The sequence below is a fragment of the Agrobacterium sp. Ap1 genome, assembly GCF_017313375.1.
Lineage (GTDB): Bacteria > Pseudomonadota > Alphaproteobacteria > Rhizobiales > Rhizobiaceae > Neorhizobium > Neorhizobium cellulosilyticum.
Map to the genome: position 1 here is coordinate 25,303 of NZ_JAFLMY010000016.1, position 17,207 is coordinate 42,509.

General features: G+C 60.7%; 11 protein-coding genes. 9 read left to right on the plus strand and 2 right to left on the minus strand.

All coding sequences use genetic code 11. The annotated features are described in order from the left end of the window. Positions 1-90: 90 nt before the first annotated feature. From JZX87_RS23575 to trxA, 9 genes are all read left to right on the plus strand, one after another. Entirely contained in the window at positions 91-492 is a 402-nt protein-coding gene (locus tag JZX87_RS23575) for a PTS sugar transporter subunit IIA (RefSeq protein WP_112459233.1), read from the plus strand. 13 nt (positions 493-505) lie between these two features. Beyond that, positions 506-781, plus strand: a complete 276-nt coding sequence (locus tag JZX87_RS23580) for an HPr family phosphocarrier protein (protein WP_148143873.1) — start codon at positions 506-508, stop codon at positions 779-781. Between the two features lie 142 nt (positions 782-923). Further along, a complete protein-coding gene (gene ahcY, locus JZX87_RS23585) occupies positions 924-2,324 on the plus strand; it encodes an adenosylhomocysteinase (protein ID WP_206828348.1) in 1,401 nt (466 codons plus the stop codon). 206 nt (positions 2,325-2,530) lie between these two features. Continuing rightward, positions 2,531-5,098, plus strand: coding sequence for a sensor histidine kinase (locus JZX87_RS23590; protein WP_206828350.1), 2,568 nt, complete (start codon positions 2,531-2,533; stop codon positions 5,096-5,098). Further along, positions 5,095-6,609, plus strand: a complete 1,515-nt coding sequence (gene tsaE, locus JZX87_RS23595; protein WP_206828352.1) for a tRNA (adenosine(37)-N6)-threonylcarbamoyltransferase complex ATPase subunit type 1 TsaE — start codon at positions 5,095-5,097, stop codon at positions 6,607-6,609. Before JZX87_RS23590 ends, tsaE begins: the two co-directional genes overlap by 4 nt. A 14-nt stretch (positions 6,610-6,623) precedes the next feature. Beyond that, positions 6,624-7,361 carry a nucleotidyltransferase family protein gene (locus tag JZX87_RS23600; RefSeq protein ID WP_206828353.1) on the plus strand — a complete coding sequence of 246 codons (738 nt, stop codon included), beginning with the start codon at positions 6,624-6,626 and terminating at the stop codon, positions 7,359-7,361. A 3-nt stretch (positions 7,362-7,364) separates the two neighbouring features. Next, positions 7,365-10,562: a double-strand break repair protein AddB gene (addB, locus tag JZX87_RS23605; protein ID WP_206828354.1), complete on the plus strand. Its 3,198-nt coding sequence runs from the start codon at positions 7,365-7,367 to the stop codon at positions 10,560-10,562. After that, positions 10,555-14,127 (plus strand): double-strand break repair helicase AddA, encoded by a 3,573-nt coding sequence (gene addA, locus JZX87_RS23610; RefSeq protein WP_206828355.1) that lies wholly within the window; start codon positions 10,555-10,557, stop codon positions 14,125-14,127. The genes addB and addA overlap by 8 nt, the downstream gene beginning before the upstream one ends. Positions 14,128-14,199: 72 nt before the next feature. Continuing rightward, positions 14,200-14,520, plus strand: a complete 321-nt coding sequence (gene trxA / locus JZX87_RS23615; RefSeq protein WP_148143837.1) for a thioredoxin — start codon at positions 14,200-14,202, stop codon at positions 14,518-14,520. Between the two features lie 158 nt (positions 14,521-14,678). Here the strand turns inward: trxA and JZX87_RS23620 are convergent, their stop codons facing one another. Both JZX87_RS23620 and accD read right to left on the minus strand, forming a co-directional pair. Beyond that, positions 14,679-16,022 (minus strand): bifunctional folylpolyglutamate synthase/dihydrofolate synthase, encoded by a 1,344-nt coding sequence (locus JZX87_RS23620; RefSeq protein WP_502711333.1) that lies wholly within the window; start codon positions 16,020-16,022, stop codon positions 14,679-14,681. Between the two features lie 129 nt (positions 16,023-16,151). Further along, positions 16,152-17,060 carry an acetyl-CoA carboxylase, carboxyltransferase subunit beta gene (gene accD, locus JZX87_RS23625; RefSeq protein WP_206828357.1) on the minus strand — a complete coding sequence of 303 codons (909 nt, stop codon included), beginning with the start codon at positions 17,058-17,060 and terminating at the stop codon, positions 16,152-16,154. Positions 17,061-17,207: the final 147 nt, after the last annotated feature.

The following is a 17,207-nucleotide window of genomic DNA, read 5'->3' on the forward strand; positions in this document are numbered from 1 at the left end:
TCCAGTTGGCGAAGATGGCATCCCGCCGCTTTACGGCACCAGTGCGTTACGATATGGGCCGCGAGCTTTGAAATCAGGGGGCGTATTTTCATGATCGGACTGGTGCTTGTCACCCATGGCAAGCTGGCTGAGGAGTTTAGACATGCGGTGGAGCATGTCGTTGGACCCCAGAAATTCATCGAAACCGTCTGTATCGGTCCCGAGGACGACATGGACCAGCGTCGGCAGGATATCGTCGATGCGGTCGCGCGAGCTAATGCAGGCAAGGGCGTCATCATCCTGACCGACATGTTTGGCGGTACGCCATCCAATCTTTCGATCTCCGTCATGGAAAGCGGCACGACCGAAGTGATCGCCGGCGTCAACCTGCCGATGCTGATCAAGCTTGCCGGCATACGCGGCGAGGACAATATGGAAAAGGCGCTGGCGGAAGCTTCGGAGGCCGGGCGCAAATATATCAACGTCGCCAGCCGCGTGCTGAGCGGCAAGTGAGAACATGAACCTTATGTCCGCCTCCTCCCGCCAATTCGTGATCGTAAACAAACGTGGGCTGCATGCCCGGGCATCCGCCAAGTTCGTCCAGATGGTTGAAGGTTTCGATGCGCAGGTCACTGTTTCAAAGGACGGTATGAGCGTCGGCGGTACGTCGATCATGGGCCTGATGATGCTGGCCGCGAGCACGGGCTGTTACATCGATGTTTCTGCCGAAGGCGTTCAGGCAGGAGAAGCGCTCGATGCGCTTGAGGCTCTGATCGCCAACAAATTCGGCGAAGAAGCCTGATTAACGACGTCACATAAACATATAAAGACCTCTTTATATCACCGTTGCAAGCGGCCAGGAAGCCTGCTACACCGCTTGGGAGTTTTGAGCCAGCCGGGTGCCTCACCCGGCTTGAGCGCCATGCAACGTGATCGGAGAGCTTATGAGCACTGAAAAGGACTACATCGTCGCGGATATCAACCTTGCTGCTTACGGCCGCAAGGAACTGGACATTGCCGAAACCGAAATGCCGGGCCTGATGTCCTGCCGCTCCGAATTCGGCGCTTCGAAGCCGCTGAAGGGCGCACGCATCTCCGGCTCACTGCACATGACGATCCAGACGGCCGTCCTGATCGAGACGCTCAAGGAACTCGGCGCCGATATCCGTTGGGCCTCTTGCAACATCTTCTCCACCCAGGACCACGCTGCTGCGGCCATCGCTGCCGCCGGCATCCCGGTCTTCGCGGTCAAGGGTGAATCGCTCACCGAGTACTGGGAATATACCGACAAGATCTTCCAGTGGACCGATGGCGGTAGCTCCAACATGATCCTCGATGATGGCGGTGATGCCACCATGTACATCCTGCTCGGCGCTCGCGCCGAAGCCGGCGAGGATGTTCTTTCCAATCCGGGTTCGGAAGAAGAAGAGATCCTGTTTGCGCAGATCAACAACCGCCTCAAGGCTTCGCCGGGCTGGTTCACCAAGCAGCGCGATGCAATCAAGGGCGTCACCGAAGAGACCACGACAGGCGTTCACCGTCTCTACGAACTCTCCAAGAAGGGCCTGCTGCCCTTCCCGGCGATCAACGTCAACGACTCTGTCACAAAGTCGAAATTCGACAACAAGTATGGCTGCAAGGAATCGCTGGTCGACGGCATTCGCCGCGGCACCGACGTGATGATGGCCGGCAAGGTTGCCGTCGTCTGCGGTTACGGCGACGTGGGCAAGGGTTCGGCCGCTTCGCTACAGGGCGCCGGCGCTCGCGTCAAGGTTACCGAAGTCGATCCGATCTGCGCATTGCAGGCCGCCATGGACGGTTTTGAGGTCGTCACGCTCGAAGACGTCGTATCGTCTGCCGACATCTTCATCACCACGACCGGCAACAAGGACGTCATCCGCATCGAGCATATGCGCGAGATGAAGGACATGGCGATCGTCGGCAATATCGGTCACTTCGACAACGAGATTCAGGTCGCTGCTCTGAAGAACCTCAAGTGGACCAACGTCAAGCCGCAGGTCGACATCATCGAGTTCCCGAAGGGCAACCGGATGATCCTTCTCTCGGAAGGCCGTCTCTTGAACCTCGGCAACGCGACCGGTCACCCGTCCTTCGTCATGTCCGCTTCGTTCACCAATCAGACGCTGGCCCAGATCGAGCTGTTCACCAAGCAGGGCGAGTACAAGAACGAAGTCTATATCCTGCCGAAGCATCTCGACGAGAAGGTCGCTCGCCTGCATCTCGACAAGCTTGGCGTGAAGCTTTCGGTGCTTTCCGATGAGCAGGCCGCCTATATCGGCGTTCCGGCGCAAGGCCCATTCAAGGCTGACCACTACCGCTACTAATAGCTAGCCGGTTAATCCACAACATCTTGTGGCCGCAGCCTTGACAAAGGGCTGCGGCTTCTTTTTTGCCTTCATCCCTTCCCGCCTATCCGCCGAACACGTATTGTTTTGGGACTTGATTCGACCTCTCGGCCATTCGGCTTCGGGCAAGGTGCGAAGTGGTATGTCTTGTCGATGAGCGGCAATTGGACGGAGACACACCGGTCATGGCGGTAAAAAAAACGAGCCTGTCAAAGCAGGCCGATCCAGTTTCTGGCTTGCGCATGCGCGCTTTTGGAAACCCGTATTTCGCAAAGAGCGGATACGGCAGAAAAACCTATATCCGGCTTAAGCGGATCGCCCGTTCCCTTCTTTCCGGGACTGCGCTGGTCGCATTGCCGACGGTTGCCTTCGCGCAGGAAGAAACGGCTGTCCAGCTGTTCTCCTCAGCACAGGTCATCGTCTCCTCGGTCGTCATCGGTGCGTTGGGTGCTGCGCTGCTTTCGACCGTCTGGCTGGTGCGCCAGCGCGGCAATATGGAAGTCGAGACGGAAGAAATGCGCGGCGCGTTATCGGAAGCGCAGCAGCGAATCTCGAAATATGAAGCATTGATTGCCGACAAGAACCGGCGGATCGTCGTGTGGGAAAGCGGCTCGCCAAAGGCTGAATTCCTCGGTCACCTCCCCGTCGAGACGGGTGCTCCGCAGGCAGATCGGGAATTCCTCGCTTTCGGCCGCTGGCTTCGTCCCGGCTCGGCTGCGGAACTCGAAAAAGCGATCGACGAGCTCAGGAGCCATGCGCGAAGCTTCGACATGGTGATCGAGACCGCCAGAGACGAGGTTCTTGAAGTTCAAGGCCGGGTTTCGGGCGGCAAGGCCTTCGTGCGTTTCCTTGCGCTCAACAATCTGAGGGCGGAACTTGCCGAGTTGAAGATCGAGCGAGATCGCCTGGGAAGTTCAATCTCGATGTTCGAATCGCTGCTCGATACAATCGAACAACCGGTCTGGCGCCGTGATAGCCAGGGCAAGCTTGCCTGGGTCAACCATGCCTATGGCGAGGCTGTCGACGCAACAACCTCCACACGCGCGGTCGAAGAAGGCCGAGAACTGCTCGGCACCGTCAGCCGCGAGATGATCAGAGCCAAGGCCACCGTCACATCGCCTTTCCATGATCGGCTCTCGACAGTCGTTCACGGCAATCGCACCGTGCTGGATGTGGTCGATGTGGTGACGACCGATGGTTCGGCCGGCATGGCGATCGACGTCTCCGAAGCGGAGGCCGTGCGCGAGGAACTGAAGCGGACACTGAAAAGCCATGCCGAAACACTCGACCATCTGGCAACACCGGTGGCAATCTTCGACAGCCAACGCCGCCTGCAATTCTACAACCAGGCTTTCATGCAGCTCTGGGATCTGGATTTGTCCTTCCTCGAATCAAAGCCGGACAATAGCGAACTGCTGGACAAGCTGCGCACCAACGGCAAACTGCCGGAACAACTGAATTGGCGGAACTGGAAAGATACGGCGCTTGCCGTCTACCAGTCGCTCGATACCAAGACCGATACCTGGCATTTGCCCAACGGCCAGACGCTGCGCGTTATCGCCACCGCCCACCCGCAGGGCGGCGCGACCTGGGTGTTCGAGAACCTGACCGAGCAGGTGGATCTCGAGGCTCGCTACAATACGCTGGTGCGTGTTCAGGGCGAAACAATCGACCATCTGACCGAAGGTGTGGCGGTGTTCGGCCCCGATGGGCGCATCCGGCTTTCAAACCCGGCTTTCCGTGCCCTCTGGGGCATTACCGCCGAACAGGCGGAACCCGGCACCCATATCAAGACGATCGAGACTGCATGCGCCGCTTCCTATGCCGAGCCGGATGGCTGGCGCAGGTTTGCCCAGGCGCTTACCGCTTTCGATGACGAGAGACCGACACTCGACGGCACGTTCGAGCTTTATTCCGGCCTGATTCTCGATTACGCGGTCACACCACTGCCCAACGCGCAGACGATGCTAACCTTCGTCGACAAAACGGCCAGCGTGCAGGCTGAAAAGGCACTGAAGGAAAAGAACGAGGCGCTGCGCAAGGCCGACGAGCTGAAGAACGATTTCGTCCAGCACGTTTCCTACGAGCTGCGTTCGCCGCTGACCAATATCATCGGCTTTACCGATCTTCTGAAGACTCCCGGTATCGGATCGTTGAACGACCGGCAGGCCGAATATATCGACCATATCTCCACCTCGTCTTCGGTCCTGCTCACCATCGTCAACGACATTCTCGATCTCGCAACCGTCGATGCCGGTATCATGGAGCTGAACTATTCGGAGCTGGCGATCGAGGACCTGCTGGACGATGTGGCTATGCAGATCGCCGACCGGCTGCAGGAAAACAACATGACGCTGGAAATCATCGCGCCCGCTGGAATGGGCACGATCGTGGCGGACCAGCAGCGGCTGAAGCAGATCCTGATCAAGCTTTTGACCAATGCGACGAATTTCTCGCCGGAGAACTCGACGATCACGCTCAATTGCTGGCGCGATGCGGCGAACGTGTTCTTCTCGGTGCGCGATCGCGGCCCCGGCATTCCTCCGGACATGCTGAAAACCGTGTTCGACCGCTTCAAGGCTCAGGCCAAGGATGGCAAGCGCAGCGGTGCCGGCCTCGGGCTTTCGATCGTCGAAAGCTTCGTTCACCTGCATAATGGCGATGTTGCGATCGACAGCCGGGCCGGTGAAGGCACGACCGTCACCTGCCGCATTCCGACCAATGCCTCATTCCACTCGGTCGCGGCCGAATGAGTGACGGCCAGTCGCTGACGCTGATCCTTGCCGGTGAGCGGGACACGATAGAGTTCGGCGAGGACCTGGCACTGGCGCTGAAGCCGGGCGATTGCGTAGCGCTTTCGGGCGATCTCGGCGCCGGTAAATCGACCTTTGCCCGGGCGCTGATCCGTGCGGTGGCCGATGACGTCGATCTGGAAGTGCCGAGCCCGACCTTCACGCTCGTGCAATCCTATGACGAGCTGCGCATTCCGATCGCGCATTTCGATCTCTACCGGCTGGGTGATTCCTCCGAACTCGATGAGCTCGGATTCGACGAAGCGCTGTCATCCGGCATCTGCCTTGTCGAATGGCCGGAAATGGCCGGCGATCTTCTGCCTGCCGGTCGAATCGTGCTGAAGCTTGCGCATGAGGGCACGGGACGCCGGGTGACGATCACGGCACCGGCCCCTGCCCTTTCGCGCATCCGCCGCGTGCTGGCGATCCGCGAATTTCTTAAATTCCATGGCTATGCCGGTGCGACCCGCAGGTTCCTGACCGGCGACGCCTCGATGCGGGCCTATGAAAGTGTGGAGACCACGACCGGCGGAACCCTGTTGCTGATGGACTGGCCGAAACGGTCGGAAGGGCCGCCGGTGCTTGATGGCAAGCCTTATCCGAAGGTCGCCCATATTGCCGAAGATGCCTATCCTTTCGTGGCGATTTCGCAGTATCTGCGCGGCATCGGCCTGACGGCGCCGGAAGTGCTGCAGGTGGATTACGAGCAGGGAATCCTGCTTCTCGAAAATCTCGGCCAGGAAGGCGTGCTGGATGAAAACGGCAGGCCGATCGAGGACCGTTATCGCGAAAGCGTCGTCTGCCTCGGTTATCTGCACAGCCATGCGATGCAGCAGGATCTGCCGATCGAAGGCGGCCCCTCCCATCACGTGCCGGATTTCGATCCGACCGCGATGAAGATGGAGGCCCGGCTGCTTCTCGACTGGTATCTGCCGTGGAAGCGCGGTGAACAGCCGAGCGAGGAAGAGCGGCAGGACTATCTTGCGATCTGGGACGGGCTGATCGGTGAATTGGCAAGCGCGGAAAAGAACCTCTTGCTGCGTGATTTTCATTCACCCAACATCATCTGGCAGCCGCAACAGGCCGGTGTACGGCGCGTCGGGCTGATCGATTTCCAGGATGCGATGATCGGGCCGACTGCCTACGATCTTGCCTCGATCGTGCAGGACGCCCGTGTCGACATTCCCAAGGCGCTGGCCGACCAGATGATGATCGACTACGTGACGCTTCGCCGCTCGCTGGGTGAATTCAATGAGGCCTCTTTCCTCAAGTCCTGGGCTATCATGGCGGCGCAACGCAATTGCAAGCTCGGCGGCCTGTGGGTGCGATTGAAAGAGCGCGACGGCAAGCCGCAATATCTTCAGCACATGCCGCGCACATTGCGTCATCTTTCCACGGCGCTTACCCATGAGGCGCTCGCCCCCTTGCGCGATTGGTGTGCACGGGCTGGAATAGACTTTTCCGAATCATAAATACGGCTTCGATGATGACTTTGGTTCCACTCACGCAGGCCGTCGTGCTTGCCGCCGGGCTTGGCACGCGCCTGAGGCCGATCACCGACACGATGCCGAAACCGCTCGTGCCGGTCGCCGGAAAGCCGATGATCGATTACGGGCTCGATGCGCTGGCGGATGCCGGCGTGACCCGTGCCGTCGTCAACGTGCATCATTTCGCCGACCGGATGGAAGCGCATCTTGCCGCCTATCCGCGGCTCGACATCCTCATTTCCGACGAGCGCACCCAGCTGATGAATTCCGGCGGTGGGTTGAAGAAGGGGCTTTCGCTGCTTCCTCCCGGCATCACCTATGTGATGAATGCCGATCTTTTCTGGATCGGCGAGAAGCAGGGCTCGCCCACCAACCTGCAGAAATTAGCCGGATTCTTCGACCCAGAGCGGATGGACATGGCGCTGCTCTGCGTGCCGCTGGAACGCACGACCGGCCATAACGGCAAACGCGATTTCCAGCTCGATCCGGACGGGCAGCTGAGCCGGTATGTCGATGGCGACAACCCGGTGGTCTATGCCGGCGCGATCGTGCTGCATTCCTCGCTGCTTGACGACGCACCGGATGATGCCTTCAATCTCAACATCTATTTCGACAGGGCGATCGCCAAGGGCCGGCTTTTCGGTCTCGTCATGGATGGCGAATGGATTACGGTGGGAACGCCGGAAGCATTGCCAGAGGCAGAGGCGGTTATTGCCCGCCATTCCGAAAAGGTGTGACCCATGCCGGCTGAACGGCGAATTTTCTCGATCCCGTCGGGCGTGCCATTCCTGAAGACGCTGGCTGCCGCACTTTGCGACGGGCGGCTGAACGAGGATTTTCGCTACGATCCTGCCGATCCGCTGTCACTGGCCGATGTAACGATCTTCGTGCCGACACGGCGCTCGGCCCGCGTGCTGCGCTCGGAATTCGTCGATCTGCTCGGCGGCAGCGCCGCCATTCTGCCGGTGATCCGGCCGCTTGGCGAAACGGACGATGACAGCGGCTTTTTCGATCTGGTTGCGCCGGAAGAAATGGATATGGCGCTGCCGATCGGCGGGACATCCCGGCTGCTCGAACTTGGCCGGCTGATCCTTGCCTGGCGCAACCAGCTGCCGAAGATCGTGCTCGACGTGCATTCGGAATCGCCGCTCGTGGCGCCGGCTAGCCCCGCCGATGCGATCTGGCTTGCCCGGGCGCTTGCCGAATTGCTTGATGCGATCGAGACGGAAGAGCGCGACTGGGCTGATCTCGACAACCTGCAGACCGGAGAACATGCGCTCTGGTGGCAGTTGACCGCCGAGTTTCTGAAGATCGCCAGCGCCTTCTGGCCTCTCCGACTGGAAGAGTTGAAACGCTCCTCCCCTGCCAAACATCGTGCCGCGATCTTACGCAGCGAAGCGCGGCGGATCGGTGAGCGGGAGCATAGGGGGCCGGTCATTGTCGCCGGATCGACGGGTTCGGTGCCGGCGGCAGCAGAGCTGATCGCGGCAATCTCCCGCCTGCCGAATGGCACGGTCGTGCTTCCGGGCCTCGACACATCCATGCCGGATGACCAGTGGGCGACCGTCGAAGAGGAAACTTTTGACGGCAGGCCCGATCCCGCCAGCCGCAGCCATTCGCAATTCGGTCTTTCAAAGCTGTTGAAGAAGATCAGCGCTGTACGCGATGATGTCAGGATCATCGGAGAGGTACCGGTCGATCTGGCGTTTCGGGCGGCTGCGATTTCGCAGGCGCTGGTGCCGGCAAAGGCGACCGACCGCTGGAGCGAATGGCGTGACGATGCGGATATCGAGGCGCTTGGTGCAGCCTTTGCCGATGTGTCTCTGATCGAGGCTGCCAACGAGCGGGAGGAAGCGGTTGCGATTGCCATCGCGCTTCGGCTGGCGCTTCAGAAGCCCGGCCGCAATGGCAATGCCGCGCAGGCGGCGCTGATCACGCCGGACCGTGCGCTTGGTCGGCGGGTGACGGCGGAGCTTGCCCGGTTCGGCATCCTCGCCGACGATTCGGCCGGTTCGGCGCTTTCCGGCACGCCGCAGGGAACGCTGACCCAGCTGCTTCTGGAGGCGGCACTTCGGCCGGGCGATCCGGTTGCGATCGTCGGGCTGATGAAACATCCGCTGATGCGGCTTGGCCTGCCCATTGCCGAACTCAAGACCGCGATCGACGCGCTGGAAGTTCTCGCACTGCGTGGTGGCGTCGGCGAGATGGATATTTCGACGCTCGAACCGCTGCTCGAAACTCAGCTGGCAGCGCATGCCGAGAACCGGCACACGCCGCATTGGATCGACTCATTGCCGGAAGATGCGATCGAGATGGCGAGGGATGTTGCCCGGCGGATCACGCAGGCGGTCGAACCTCTGGTCAGTTCTTTCATTCACCGGCGTGCCGACGGCCGCGGGCTGACGGCAAAGCTGCCGCTTTCCGAATGGGCGAGCCGCACCGGCAAGGCGCTGGAGGCAATTGCGATCGACGAGCGTGGCGATCTTGCGGCCCTCTGGTCCGGCGAGGCGGGTGAGCAGCTTTCCGGCCTGCTTGCCGAGGTGATGGAGACCGACGGTCAGATCGATGCCGATGGTCCGCAATGGATCGACATCGTCATGGCGCTGACGACGGGCGGGGCGGTGAAACCCCGTTCGCTTGCACATCCGCGGGTGTTCATCTTCGGTACGCTGGAAGCACGGTTGCAGAGCGTCGATACGATGATTCTCGGCGGGTTGAACGAAGGATCGTGGCCAGGACAGACGGTCAACAACCCGTTCCTGTCCCGCTCGATGAAGACCGATATGGGGCTGGAGCCGCCGGAGCGGCGGATCGGCCAGCTGGCGCATGATTTCGAAATGGCCTGCGGCACCCGCAACCTGATCTTTTCACGCTCGCTGCGCCAGGGCGCAACGCCGACGGTTGCTTCCCGCTGGCTGCAGCGATTGCTGGCGCTGGGGGGCAAGACTTTTGCCGACGGGTTGAAAGCGCGCGGCGAAGATTTTCGTCATTGGGCTTCACTGATCGACGCGGGCGAAGACCAGAAGCCGGCAAAGCGCCCTGCCCCGACACCGCCGGCGGAGCTGCAGCCGGTCAAATATTCCTTCAGCGAGGTCGGCCGGTTGCGGCGCGATCCTTACTCCGTTTACGCCCGCCGTATCCTGAAGCTCGATCCGCTTTCGCCGTTCAACGAAGACCCCGGCGCACGGGAGCGCGGTAATCTCTATCACGCGATCATCGATCGCTACACTCGCGAAGGCCACAAGCCGGGCAGCAATGTTTCACGTGAATCCATGATGCGGATCACGGAGGAACTGTTCGACGCCGAGCAATTGCCGCCGCATATCGACCGGGTCTGGCGCCCGCGTTTTGTCGAAGTGGCGAAGGCATTTCTTGACTGGGAAGAGAAACGTGCGCCGGAAGTGCGCAGCACGGTGACGGAAGTCGGCGGCGGTTGGGAAATTCCCGGGGCCGGCATACATGTCACCGGGCGTGCCGACCGTATCGACATCATGACCTCCGGTGCGGCCGACATTATCGATTACAAGACGGGCTCGAGCCCGACGCCTCCGCAAGCACGCACGCTGCTTGAGCCGCAACTGGCGCTGGAAGCAGCAGTGCTCAAGGCAGGCGGCTTCAAGTCACTTGGCACTCAGCAGCCGGGCGATCTTCTTTATATCCGATTGAAGCCCGGGCATCGATTCAAACCGGACCGAGTCAATAATGAAGGGACGACGGCCACCGCCAAGAATCAGCCGAAATCGGCAATCGATCTTGCAGAAGAATCGATCGATCAGCTGACAAAGTTCGTGCTGAAACTGAGAAGCGGCGATGCCGGCTTTGCCTCGCGGCTGGTACCGTTTGCGCAGGGCGATTTCGGTGGTGAATATGATCACCTCGCCCGGGTTGCCGAATGGTCGACGGCGGATGATGACGGAGAGGGTGAAACCGATGAGTGAGATCCTCACCGATGAATTGCAAAAGGGCGATGATCTGCCGGCCGGCGACGAGCCGAAACAGTGGATCGACTGGACCACGGTGCAGCAATCGCGCGCTTCCGATCCGGCAAGTTCCGCCTGGGTTTCGGCCAATGCCGGTTCCGGCAAGACGCATGTTCTGACCCAGAGGGTGATAAGGCTGCTGCTGGCCGGTTGCCGCCCCTCCTCCATCCTGTGCCTCACCTATACCAAGGCTGCGGCATCGGAAATGTCGAACCGGGTGTTTCAGCGGCTCTCCGAATGGACGGTGCTTTCCGACAAGGAATTGCGCAAGCGGATAACCGGCATTGAGGGTCATGAGCCGGATTCGGCCAAGCTGGCCGAGGCGCGGCGGCTGTTTGCCAAGGCGCTGGAGACGCCGGGCGGGCTGAAGATCCAGACGATCCACGCGTTCTGCGAAGCGCTGCTGCATCAGTTTCCGCTGGAGGCAAATGTCGCGGGGCATTTTTCCGTGCTCGACGACCGGGCGGCCTCGGCGCTTCTGGCGGAGGCGCGGCGTTCGCTTCTGACCGCAACCTCTGCTGAAGACGACGCTGATCTGGCGGAGGCCTTTGCGCATGTGCTCGATCTGGGTGACGAGTTCGGGCTGGAAACGCTGCTTTCCGATATCGTGGCCAACCGCACGGCGATCCGGCGTTTCACGGCGAATGCGGAGCGCCATGACGGGATCGGGCCTGCACTCAAGCGGATGCTCGGGCTTGATGCGGGTGATACGGAAGAGAGTATCGCTGCCAGCTACTGGCCGCTTCCGGGGCTTTCCGGCCTCACGCTCGATCTCTATCTGTCGCTGGCCGACCAGAAGGGTGGCTCTACCGTTCATGCCGTCGCCTACGGATTGCGTGTGGTGATGAAGGAGGCCGATCCATTCAAGCGAGCGGAACATCTCGATTCGATATTCCTGACTGCGAAGGGAACGGTGAAGGCAGATCGCAGCCTGATCGCCTCCGCGATGACCAAGATCGCCCCGGAATTGGCCGCTGCTATCGATGAGGCTCGCAACCATGTGCTCGCGTGCCAGGACCGGCTGCGGCTGATCCGGATATTTTCCGCGACCACGGCGGCCTTGACACTGGCGGCGCGGTTGACCGAGGATTACGAGGAGCTGAAGAGAAGGCGCAGCCTGCTCGACTTCGAGGATCTGATTGCGCGGACCGCCGATCTTCTGACCCGAGATGGCGTCGGTGCCTGGGTGCATTACAAGCTCGACCAGGGCATCGATCATATTCTGGTCGACGAGGCGCAGGATACCAGCCCGATCCAGTGGACGGTGATCAAGTCGCTGGCTGAGGATTTCTATTCCGGCGCCAGCGCACGTGAAACGCTGCGGACGATCTTTGCCGTGGGCGACGAGAAACAGTCGATCTATTCGTTTCAGGGCGCGCGTCCGGAACGGTTTGCCGAGGAGCGCGCCGCGACGCAGAAACAGGTGAGCGGCAGCGGCCAGCCGTTTCACGCGATCCGCCTGCCCCTCTCCTTCCGTTCCACGGCAGATGTTCTCTCCGCCGTCGACCAGGTCTTTTCGCTCGAAGAGAATGCCAAGGGACTTTCGGCGATCGGTGACGCGGTGCAGCACCGGTCCAACCGCATGGGCCATGCCGGTGCGGTCGATCTCTGGGATGTGGTCGCGCCGGAAGTGTCCGAGCAGGAAGAGGACTGGACAGCGCCCTTCGATTCGACACCGGACAAGGCGCCGGCCGCCATTCTGGCAGCGCGGATCGCCGACCGGATCGGCGAGATGATCGGCCGTGAAACGGTGATCGAGAAGGGCGTGGAACGTCCAATCGAGCCGGGTGACATTCTGGTTCTGGTGCGCAAGCGTGACGCCTTTGTCAACGCGCTGACAAGAGCGTTGAAGCGGCGCGACAACATTCCGGTTGCCGGTGCCGACCGCCTTCGGTTGACCAGCCATATCGCGGTTCAGGACCTCTTGGCGCTCGGGCGTTTCATGCTGTTGCCGCAGGACGATCTTTCGCTGGCGGCTTTGCTTAAAAGCCCGCTGTTTGATCTTTCCGAAGAGGACGTGTTCGAGGTTGCGGCGCTGCGGGCGGAAAATACCAGCGCCTGGGTGCGGCTTCTGGCGCTTGCCGAGGAGCAGCCGCTGCGGTTCGGTGATGCTGCGGAGCGGCTGCAGCATCTACTTCATCTCTCCCGGCTGCTGAGCCCGCATGATCTTTATGCGCGGATTCTGGGGCAATATGGTGGGCGGCGAAAGTTTCTCGGGCGGCTCGGCACGGAAGCGGGCGACATTCTCGACGAGTTCCTGACCTTTGCGCTGGACCATGAAACATCAGGCCTGCCCGGGCTGCAGGCCTTCGTTTCGACGCTGGAGCTGGAAAGCCCGGAGGTGAAACGCGAGCAGGATGGCGGACGCAACGAGGTGCGGATCATGACCGTGCATGCCTCCAAGGGGCTCGAGGCGCCGGTCGTGTTTCTGGTCGACAGCAATTCGAAATCCTTCATCTCATCGCATGTGCCGAAATTCCGGTTTCTGAAAACCGCGCGGGGCGATGTTCCGGCATGGCTGCCGGGCAAGACGCTTTCGAACGCGCTGACCGGTACCGACGAAGAGCGGCTGAAGACGCTTTCCGAAGAGGAGTATCGACGGCTGCTCTATGTCGGCATGACGCGCGCGGCCGACCGGCTGATCGTCTGCGGCTATCGCGGCGTGCGCGACAATCCCGACAGCTGGCAGGCGATGATCTCGCGTGCGCTTTCGCTCGACGAGCAGCATTGCAGCGCCGCCACGTTCAGCGGACCGGATGGCGAATGGAACGGGTTGAAATGGCGGCTTCCGGTTACCGGCGGCACCGTCGAGCGGGCGGAGCGCGAAGAACACAAGGCGGCGGAAAGGCCGGGCCTGCCGGGCGACCTGTCACGCCCCCTGCCCCCGCAGAAGATATTGCCGCGGCCGCTCAGCCCATCGGGCGCCGGCGTGATGATCGATGACGATGCGGATGACCTGATCGTCGCCTCTCCCCTGTTCGGCGACAAGGCAAAAGCAAGCCTTGCGCTGCAGAAGGGCAAGCTGGTTCACCGCATGCTGCAGATGCTGACCGAGTTTTCCGATGGCGAGCGTGAAACGGCCGCCAATCGCTATGCCGAGCGGGCTGCACGGTTCTGGCCGAAGGCCGAGCGGGAAAAGCTGGTCGATAGCGTGATGTCGGTACTTTCGCATGAAGGACTGGCGCCGGTATTTTCGGCCCGCAGCCAGGCGGAAGTGTCGATCATGGGGACACTTCATCTGGAGGGGCAGGATTATGCGATTTCGGGGCGGATCGACCGGCTGGTGGAGATGGACGACCGGGTGATCATTCTCGATTACAAGACCAACCGCAAACCGCCGATGGAAGTCGAGGCAGTGCCGCTGACGCATCGGGCGCAGCTCACCATCTATCGCGAGATTTTAAAGCCGCTTTATCCCGGCAAGCAGATCGACTGTGTACTGGTCTATACCGAGAGTGCAAACGTCATCACTTTACCTGTCGACGTGATGTCGCGCTCGCTTGCGGAGCTCAAGACAAAGTGACATGACGGACATTGAAAATGATCAATGCCGATCTCACATTTGCATCAACGAAGAATCGTAAAGGAGAGCCCTATGGCTACCGTTAAGGTCGATACCAACAATTTTCAGGCCGAAGTTCTGAACTCCGCCGAGCCGGTCGTCGTGGATTTCTGGGCTGAATGGTGCGGCCCGTGCAAGATGATCGCTCCGAGCCTTGAAGAGATCGCAACCGAGCTTTCCGGCAAGGTGAAGGTCGCCAAGCTGAACATCGACGAAAACCCGGAACTGGCCGCCCAGTTCGGCGTTCGTTCGATCCCGACGCTCGCCATGTTCAAAGGCGGCGAAGTGGCTGATATCAAGGTGGGGGCCGCACCGAAGACCGCGCTTGCCGCCTGGATTTCCGGCGCCGCATAACATTTAAAAAAGTGTTTCACGTGAATCCAAACCCGGTTGGTTTTCCAGCCGGGTTTTTGTTTGCCTTGATGAAGTTATGCGGCATTGTTGGGTTGTGATCCGTGTGGCTGCTCTCGCTCGGAGCAAGATTTAGCCCGTCCCAATCCAGTCAAAGACCCTCAAGTCGGCGGCGTGCCGTTGTCTGCCAGGACGTTGCCCGCAAAATAGAGCGAGCCACCGATGAGAATGCGCGGTGGCGGGCGATCGGGGATCTGGCGGAGGGTGATTTCCTGAAGCGCTTCGGCGACCGAGGCGGACGGTTCGGCGACCAGTCCGGCATCGAATGCGGAATGGGCGAGAACCACGGGATCGAGGCCGGCCTCACTGTCGCGGATGCGGACAGTAAAGACGTGTTCCGCCAGATCGGCAAAGGCGCGGAAATAACCGACCGGGTCCTTGGTGTTGATCATGCCGGTAATCAGATAAAGCGGGCGCGGCTGGCGTTCCTCGAAGGCTGCGATTGCCTCGGCAATGACTTCGCCGCCGGCGGGATTATGCCCACCATCGAGCCAGATCTCGGCTCCCTTGGGTGCAAATTCGAGAAGCTTGCCTTCGGTGATCCGCTGCAGGCGTGCCGGCCATTCGACGCTGACCATCGCCTTCTCCATCATCTGATCGGTGACCGTAAAACCGGCTGCCTTGACGGCGCGAATGGCGGCTGCGGCATTGGCGTATTGGTGGCGGCCCGGCAGGCGCGGCAAAGGCAGGTCATGAAGACCATCCTCGTCCTGATAGATCAGGCGACCAAATTCCTCATGGGCGGAAAAATCCTGACCGTAGACGGAGAGCGGACAGCCGAGGCGATCGGCCGTCGAGATCAGCACTTCGCGGGCGGCCTCGAATTCCTGATGACCGATCACGACGGGACGCTTGCGTTTCATGATGCCGGCCTTTTCGGCGGCGATCAGTTCAACACGATCACCCAGATAGGCCTGGTGATCGAGCGCGATCGGCATGATCACGGCAACGGCGGGATTGGCGATGACATTGGTCGCATCGAAGCGGCCGCCCAGCCCGACTTCCAGAATGACCGCATCCGCAGGCTGTTCGGAAAACAGCAGGAAGGTGGCGGCGGTGAGGATCTCGAAGACGGTAATCATCTGGCCGTCATTGGCGGCTGCGACGCGGCGCAAAGCATTGGCAAGGAGCGCGTCATCGACCAGTTGCCCGCGACCGCCCTTCACGCCTATGCGGAAACGCTCGTGCCAATTTACCAGATGAGGGGATGTGTGGACATGGACCGAATGGCCACCTGCCTCCAGCAGCGCGCGGCAGAAGGCGGTGCAGGAGCCCTTGCCGTTGGTGCCGGCGACATGGATGACCGGCGGCAGTTTCAGCTGCGGATTGCCGAGCATCTCAAGGAGGCGGGTAATACGCTCAAGCGACAGATCAAACCCTTTCGGATGAAGGGTCATCAGCCGCTCGATCTCCTGAGCGGCTTCGCTTGCGACGGGCTGGTTCATGGTCGACATCCCGTAGCTCCGGCTCTGGTCGTCTTTGCGGGCGGCCCTACCCTTTTCCGAGAGTGCGGCCACCCAGTCTTTTGGTTTCAACGCAATTCCGACAAAACCGGTTGCCGGAATTGCCTCAGGTCAGGCCGTCGCAGCAACTGCTTCCAGCTTCGGCTCCGGCGCGGGAACCGCTTCCTGCATCGGCTGCTTCATCAGCATGCGGATGATGCGGGCGAGCGTTTCGGGAATATCGTGGCGCTTGACCACCATATCGACCATGCCGTGTTCAAGCAGGTATTCAGAGGTTTGGAAACCCTCCGGCAGCTTTTCACGCAGGGTCTGTTCGATGACGCGCTTGCCGGCAAAACCGATTTCAGCGCCCGGCTCGGCAATATGGACATCACCCAGCATCGCGTAGGACGCGGTAACGCCGCCGGTGGTCGGGTTGGTCAGCACGCAGATGTAAGGAAGGCCGGCTTCCTTCAGCATATCGACGGCAACCGTGGTGCGCGGCAGCTGCATGAGCGAAAGAATGCCTTCCTGCATGCGGGCACCGCCCGACGCCGGGAAGATGATCAGGGCGCATTTTTCCTTCAGCGCACGCTCGGCAGCCTTCACGATCGCCTCGCCGGCTGCCATGCCGAGCGAGCCACCGATGAAGTTGAACTCATGCACGACGGCAACCAGCTTGACGCCCTGGACGGTGCCGAGGCCCGACAGGATCGTATCTTCCTGCTCGGTCTTCAGGCGGCTGTCCTTGAGGCGGTCGGCATATTTCTTGGAATCGCGGAACTTCAGCGGATCCTGGGCGACCTTGGGCTGCGGCAGGGCTTCAAACTCGCCGCCGTCAAACAGGTCCCTGAGGCGCGCCTTGGCAGGCATTTTCATGTGGAAGCCGGAGGCAGGAATGACCCACTTGTTCTCTTCGAGGTCCTTGTGGAAGACCATTTCGCCGGTTTCAGGGCACTTGATCCAGAGGTTTTCCGGAACTTCGCGACGACCCAGCATGGAATTGATGCGCGGTCGAACGTAATTGGTGATCCAGTTCACTTGGGGGTACTCCGATAAAACAGTGTCAGGACTGAAGCGTATCGCGATCCTTAAAATCGCGTGCCACGCCTCAGATCTTCAATTTTCAGACATGCCTCGCTCTCGAGACCGGTGGCGACTTTCGAGAGGCATGCCTTATGTGGGCCA

Coding starts and splice junctions, on each gene's coding strand:
- ahcY (WP_206828348.1), top strand. CDS start 924: ATGAGCACTGAAAAGGACTACATCGTCGCGGATATCAACCTTGCTGCT.
- JZX87_RS23590 (WP_206828350.1), top strand. CDS start 2,531: ATGGCGGTAAAAAAAACGAGCCTGTCAAAGCAGGCCGATCCAGTTTCT.
- addA (WP_206828355.1), top strand. CDS start 10,555: ATGAGTGAGATCCTCACCGATGAATTGCAAAAGGGCGATGATCTGCCG.
- JZX87_RS23580 (WP_148143873.1), top strand. CDS start 506: ATGTCCGCCTCCTCCCGCCAATTCGTGATCGTAAACAAACGTGGGCTG.
- JZX87_RS23600 (WP_206828353.1), top strand. CDS start 6,624: ATGACTTTGGTTCCACTCACGCAGGCCGTCGTGCTTGCCGCCGGGCTT.
- JZX87_RS23620 (WP_502711333.1), bottom strand. CDS start 16,022: ATGAACCAGCCCGTCGCAAGCGAAGCCGCTCAGGAGATCGAGCGGCTG.
- trxA (WP_148143837.1), top strand. CDS start 14,200: ATGGCTACCGTTAAGGTCGATACCAACAATTTTCAGGCCGAAGTTCTG.
- addB (WP_206828354.1), top strand. CDS start 7,365: ATGCCGGCTGAACGGCGAATTTTCTCGATCCCGTCGGGCGTGCCATTC.
- JZX87_RS23575 (WP_112459233.1), top strand. CDS start 91: ATGATCGGACTGGTGCTTGTCACCCATGGCAAGCTGGCTGAGGAGTTT.
- tsaE (WP_206828352.1), top strand. CDS start 5,095: ATGAGTGACGGCCAGTCGCTGACGCTGATCCTTGCCGGTGAGCGGGAC.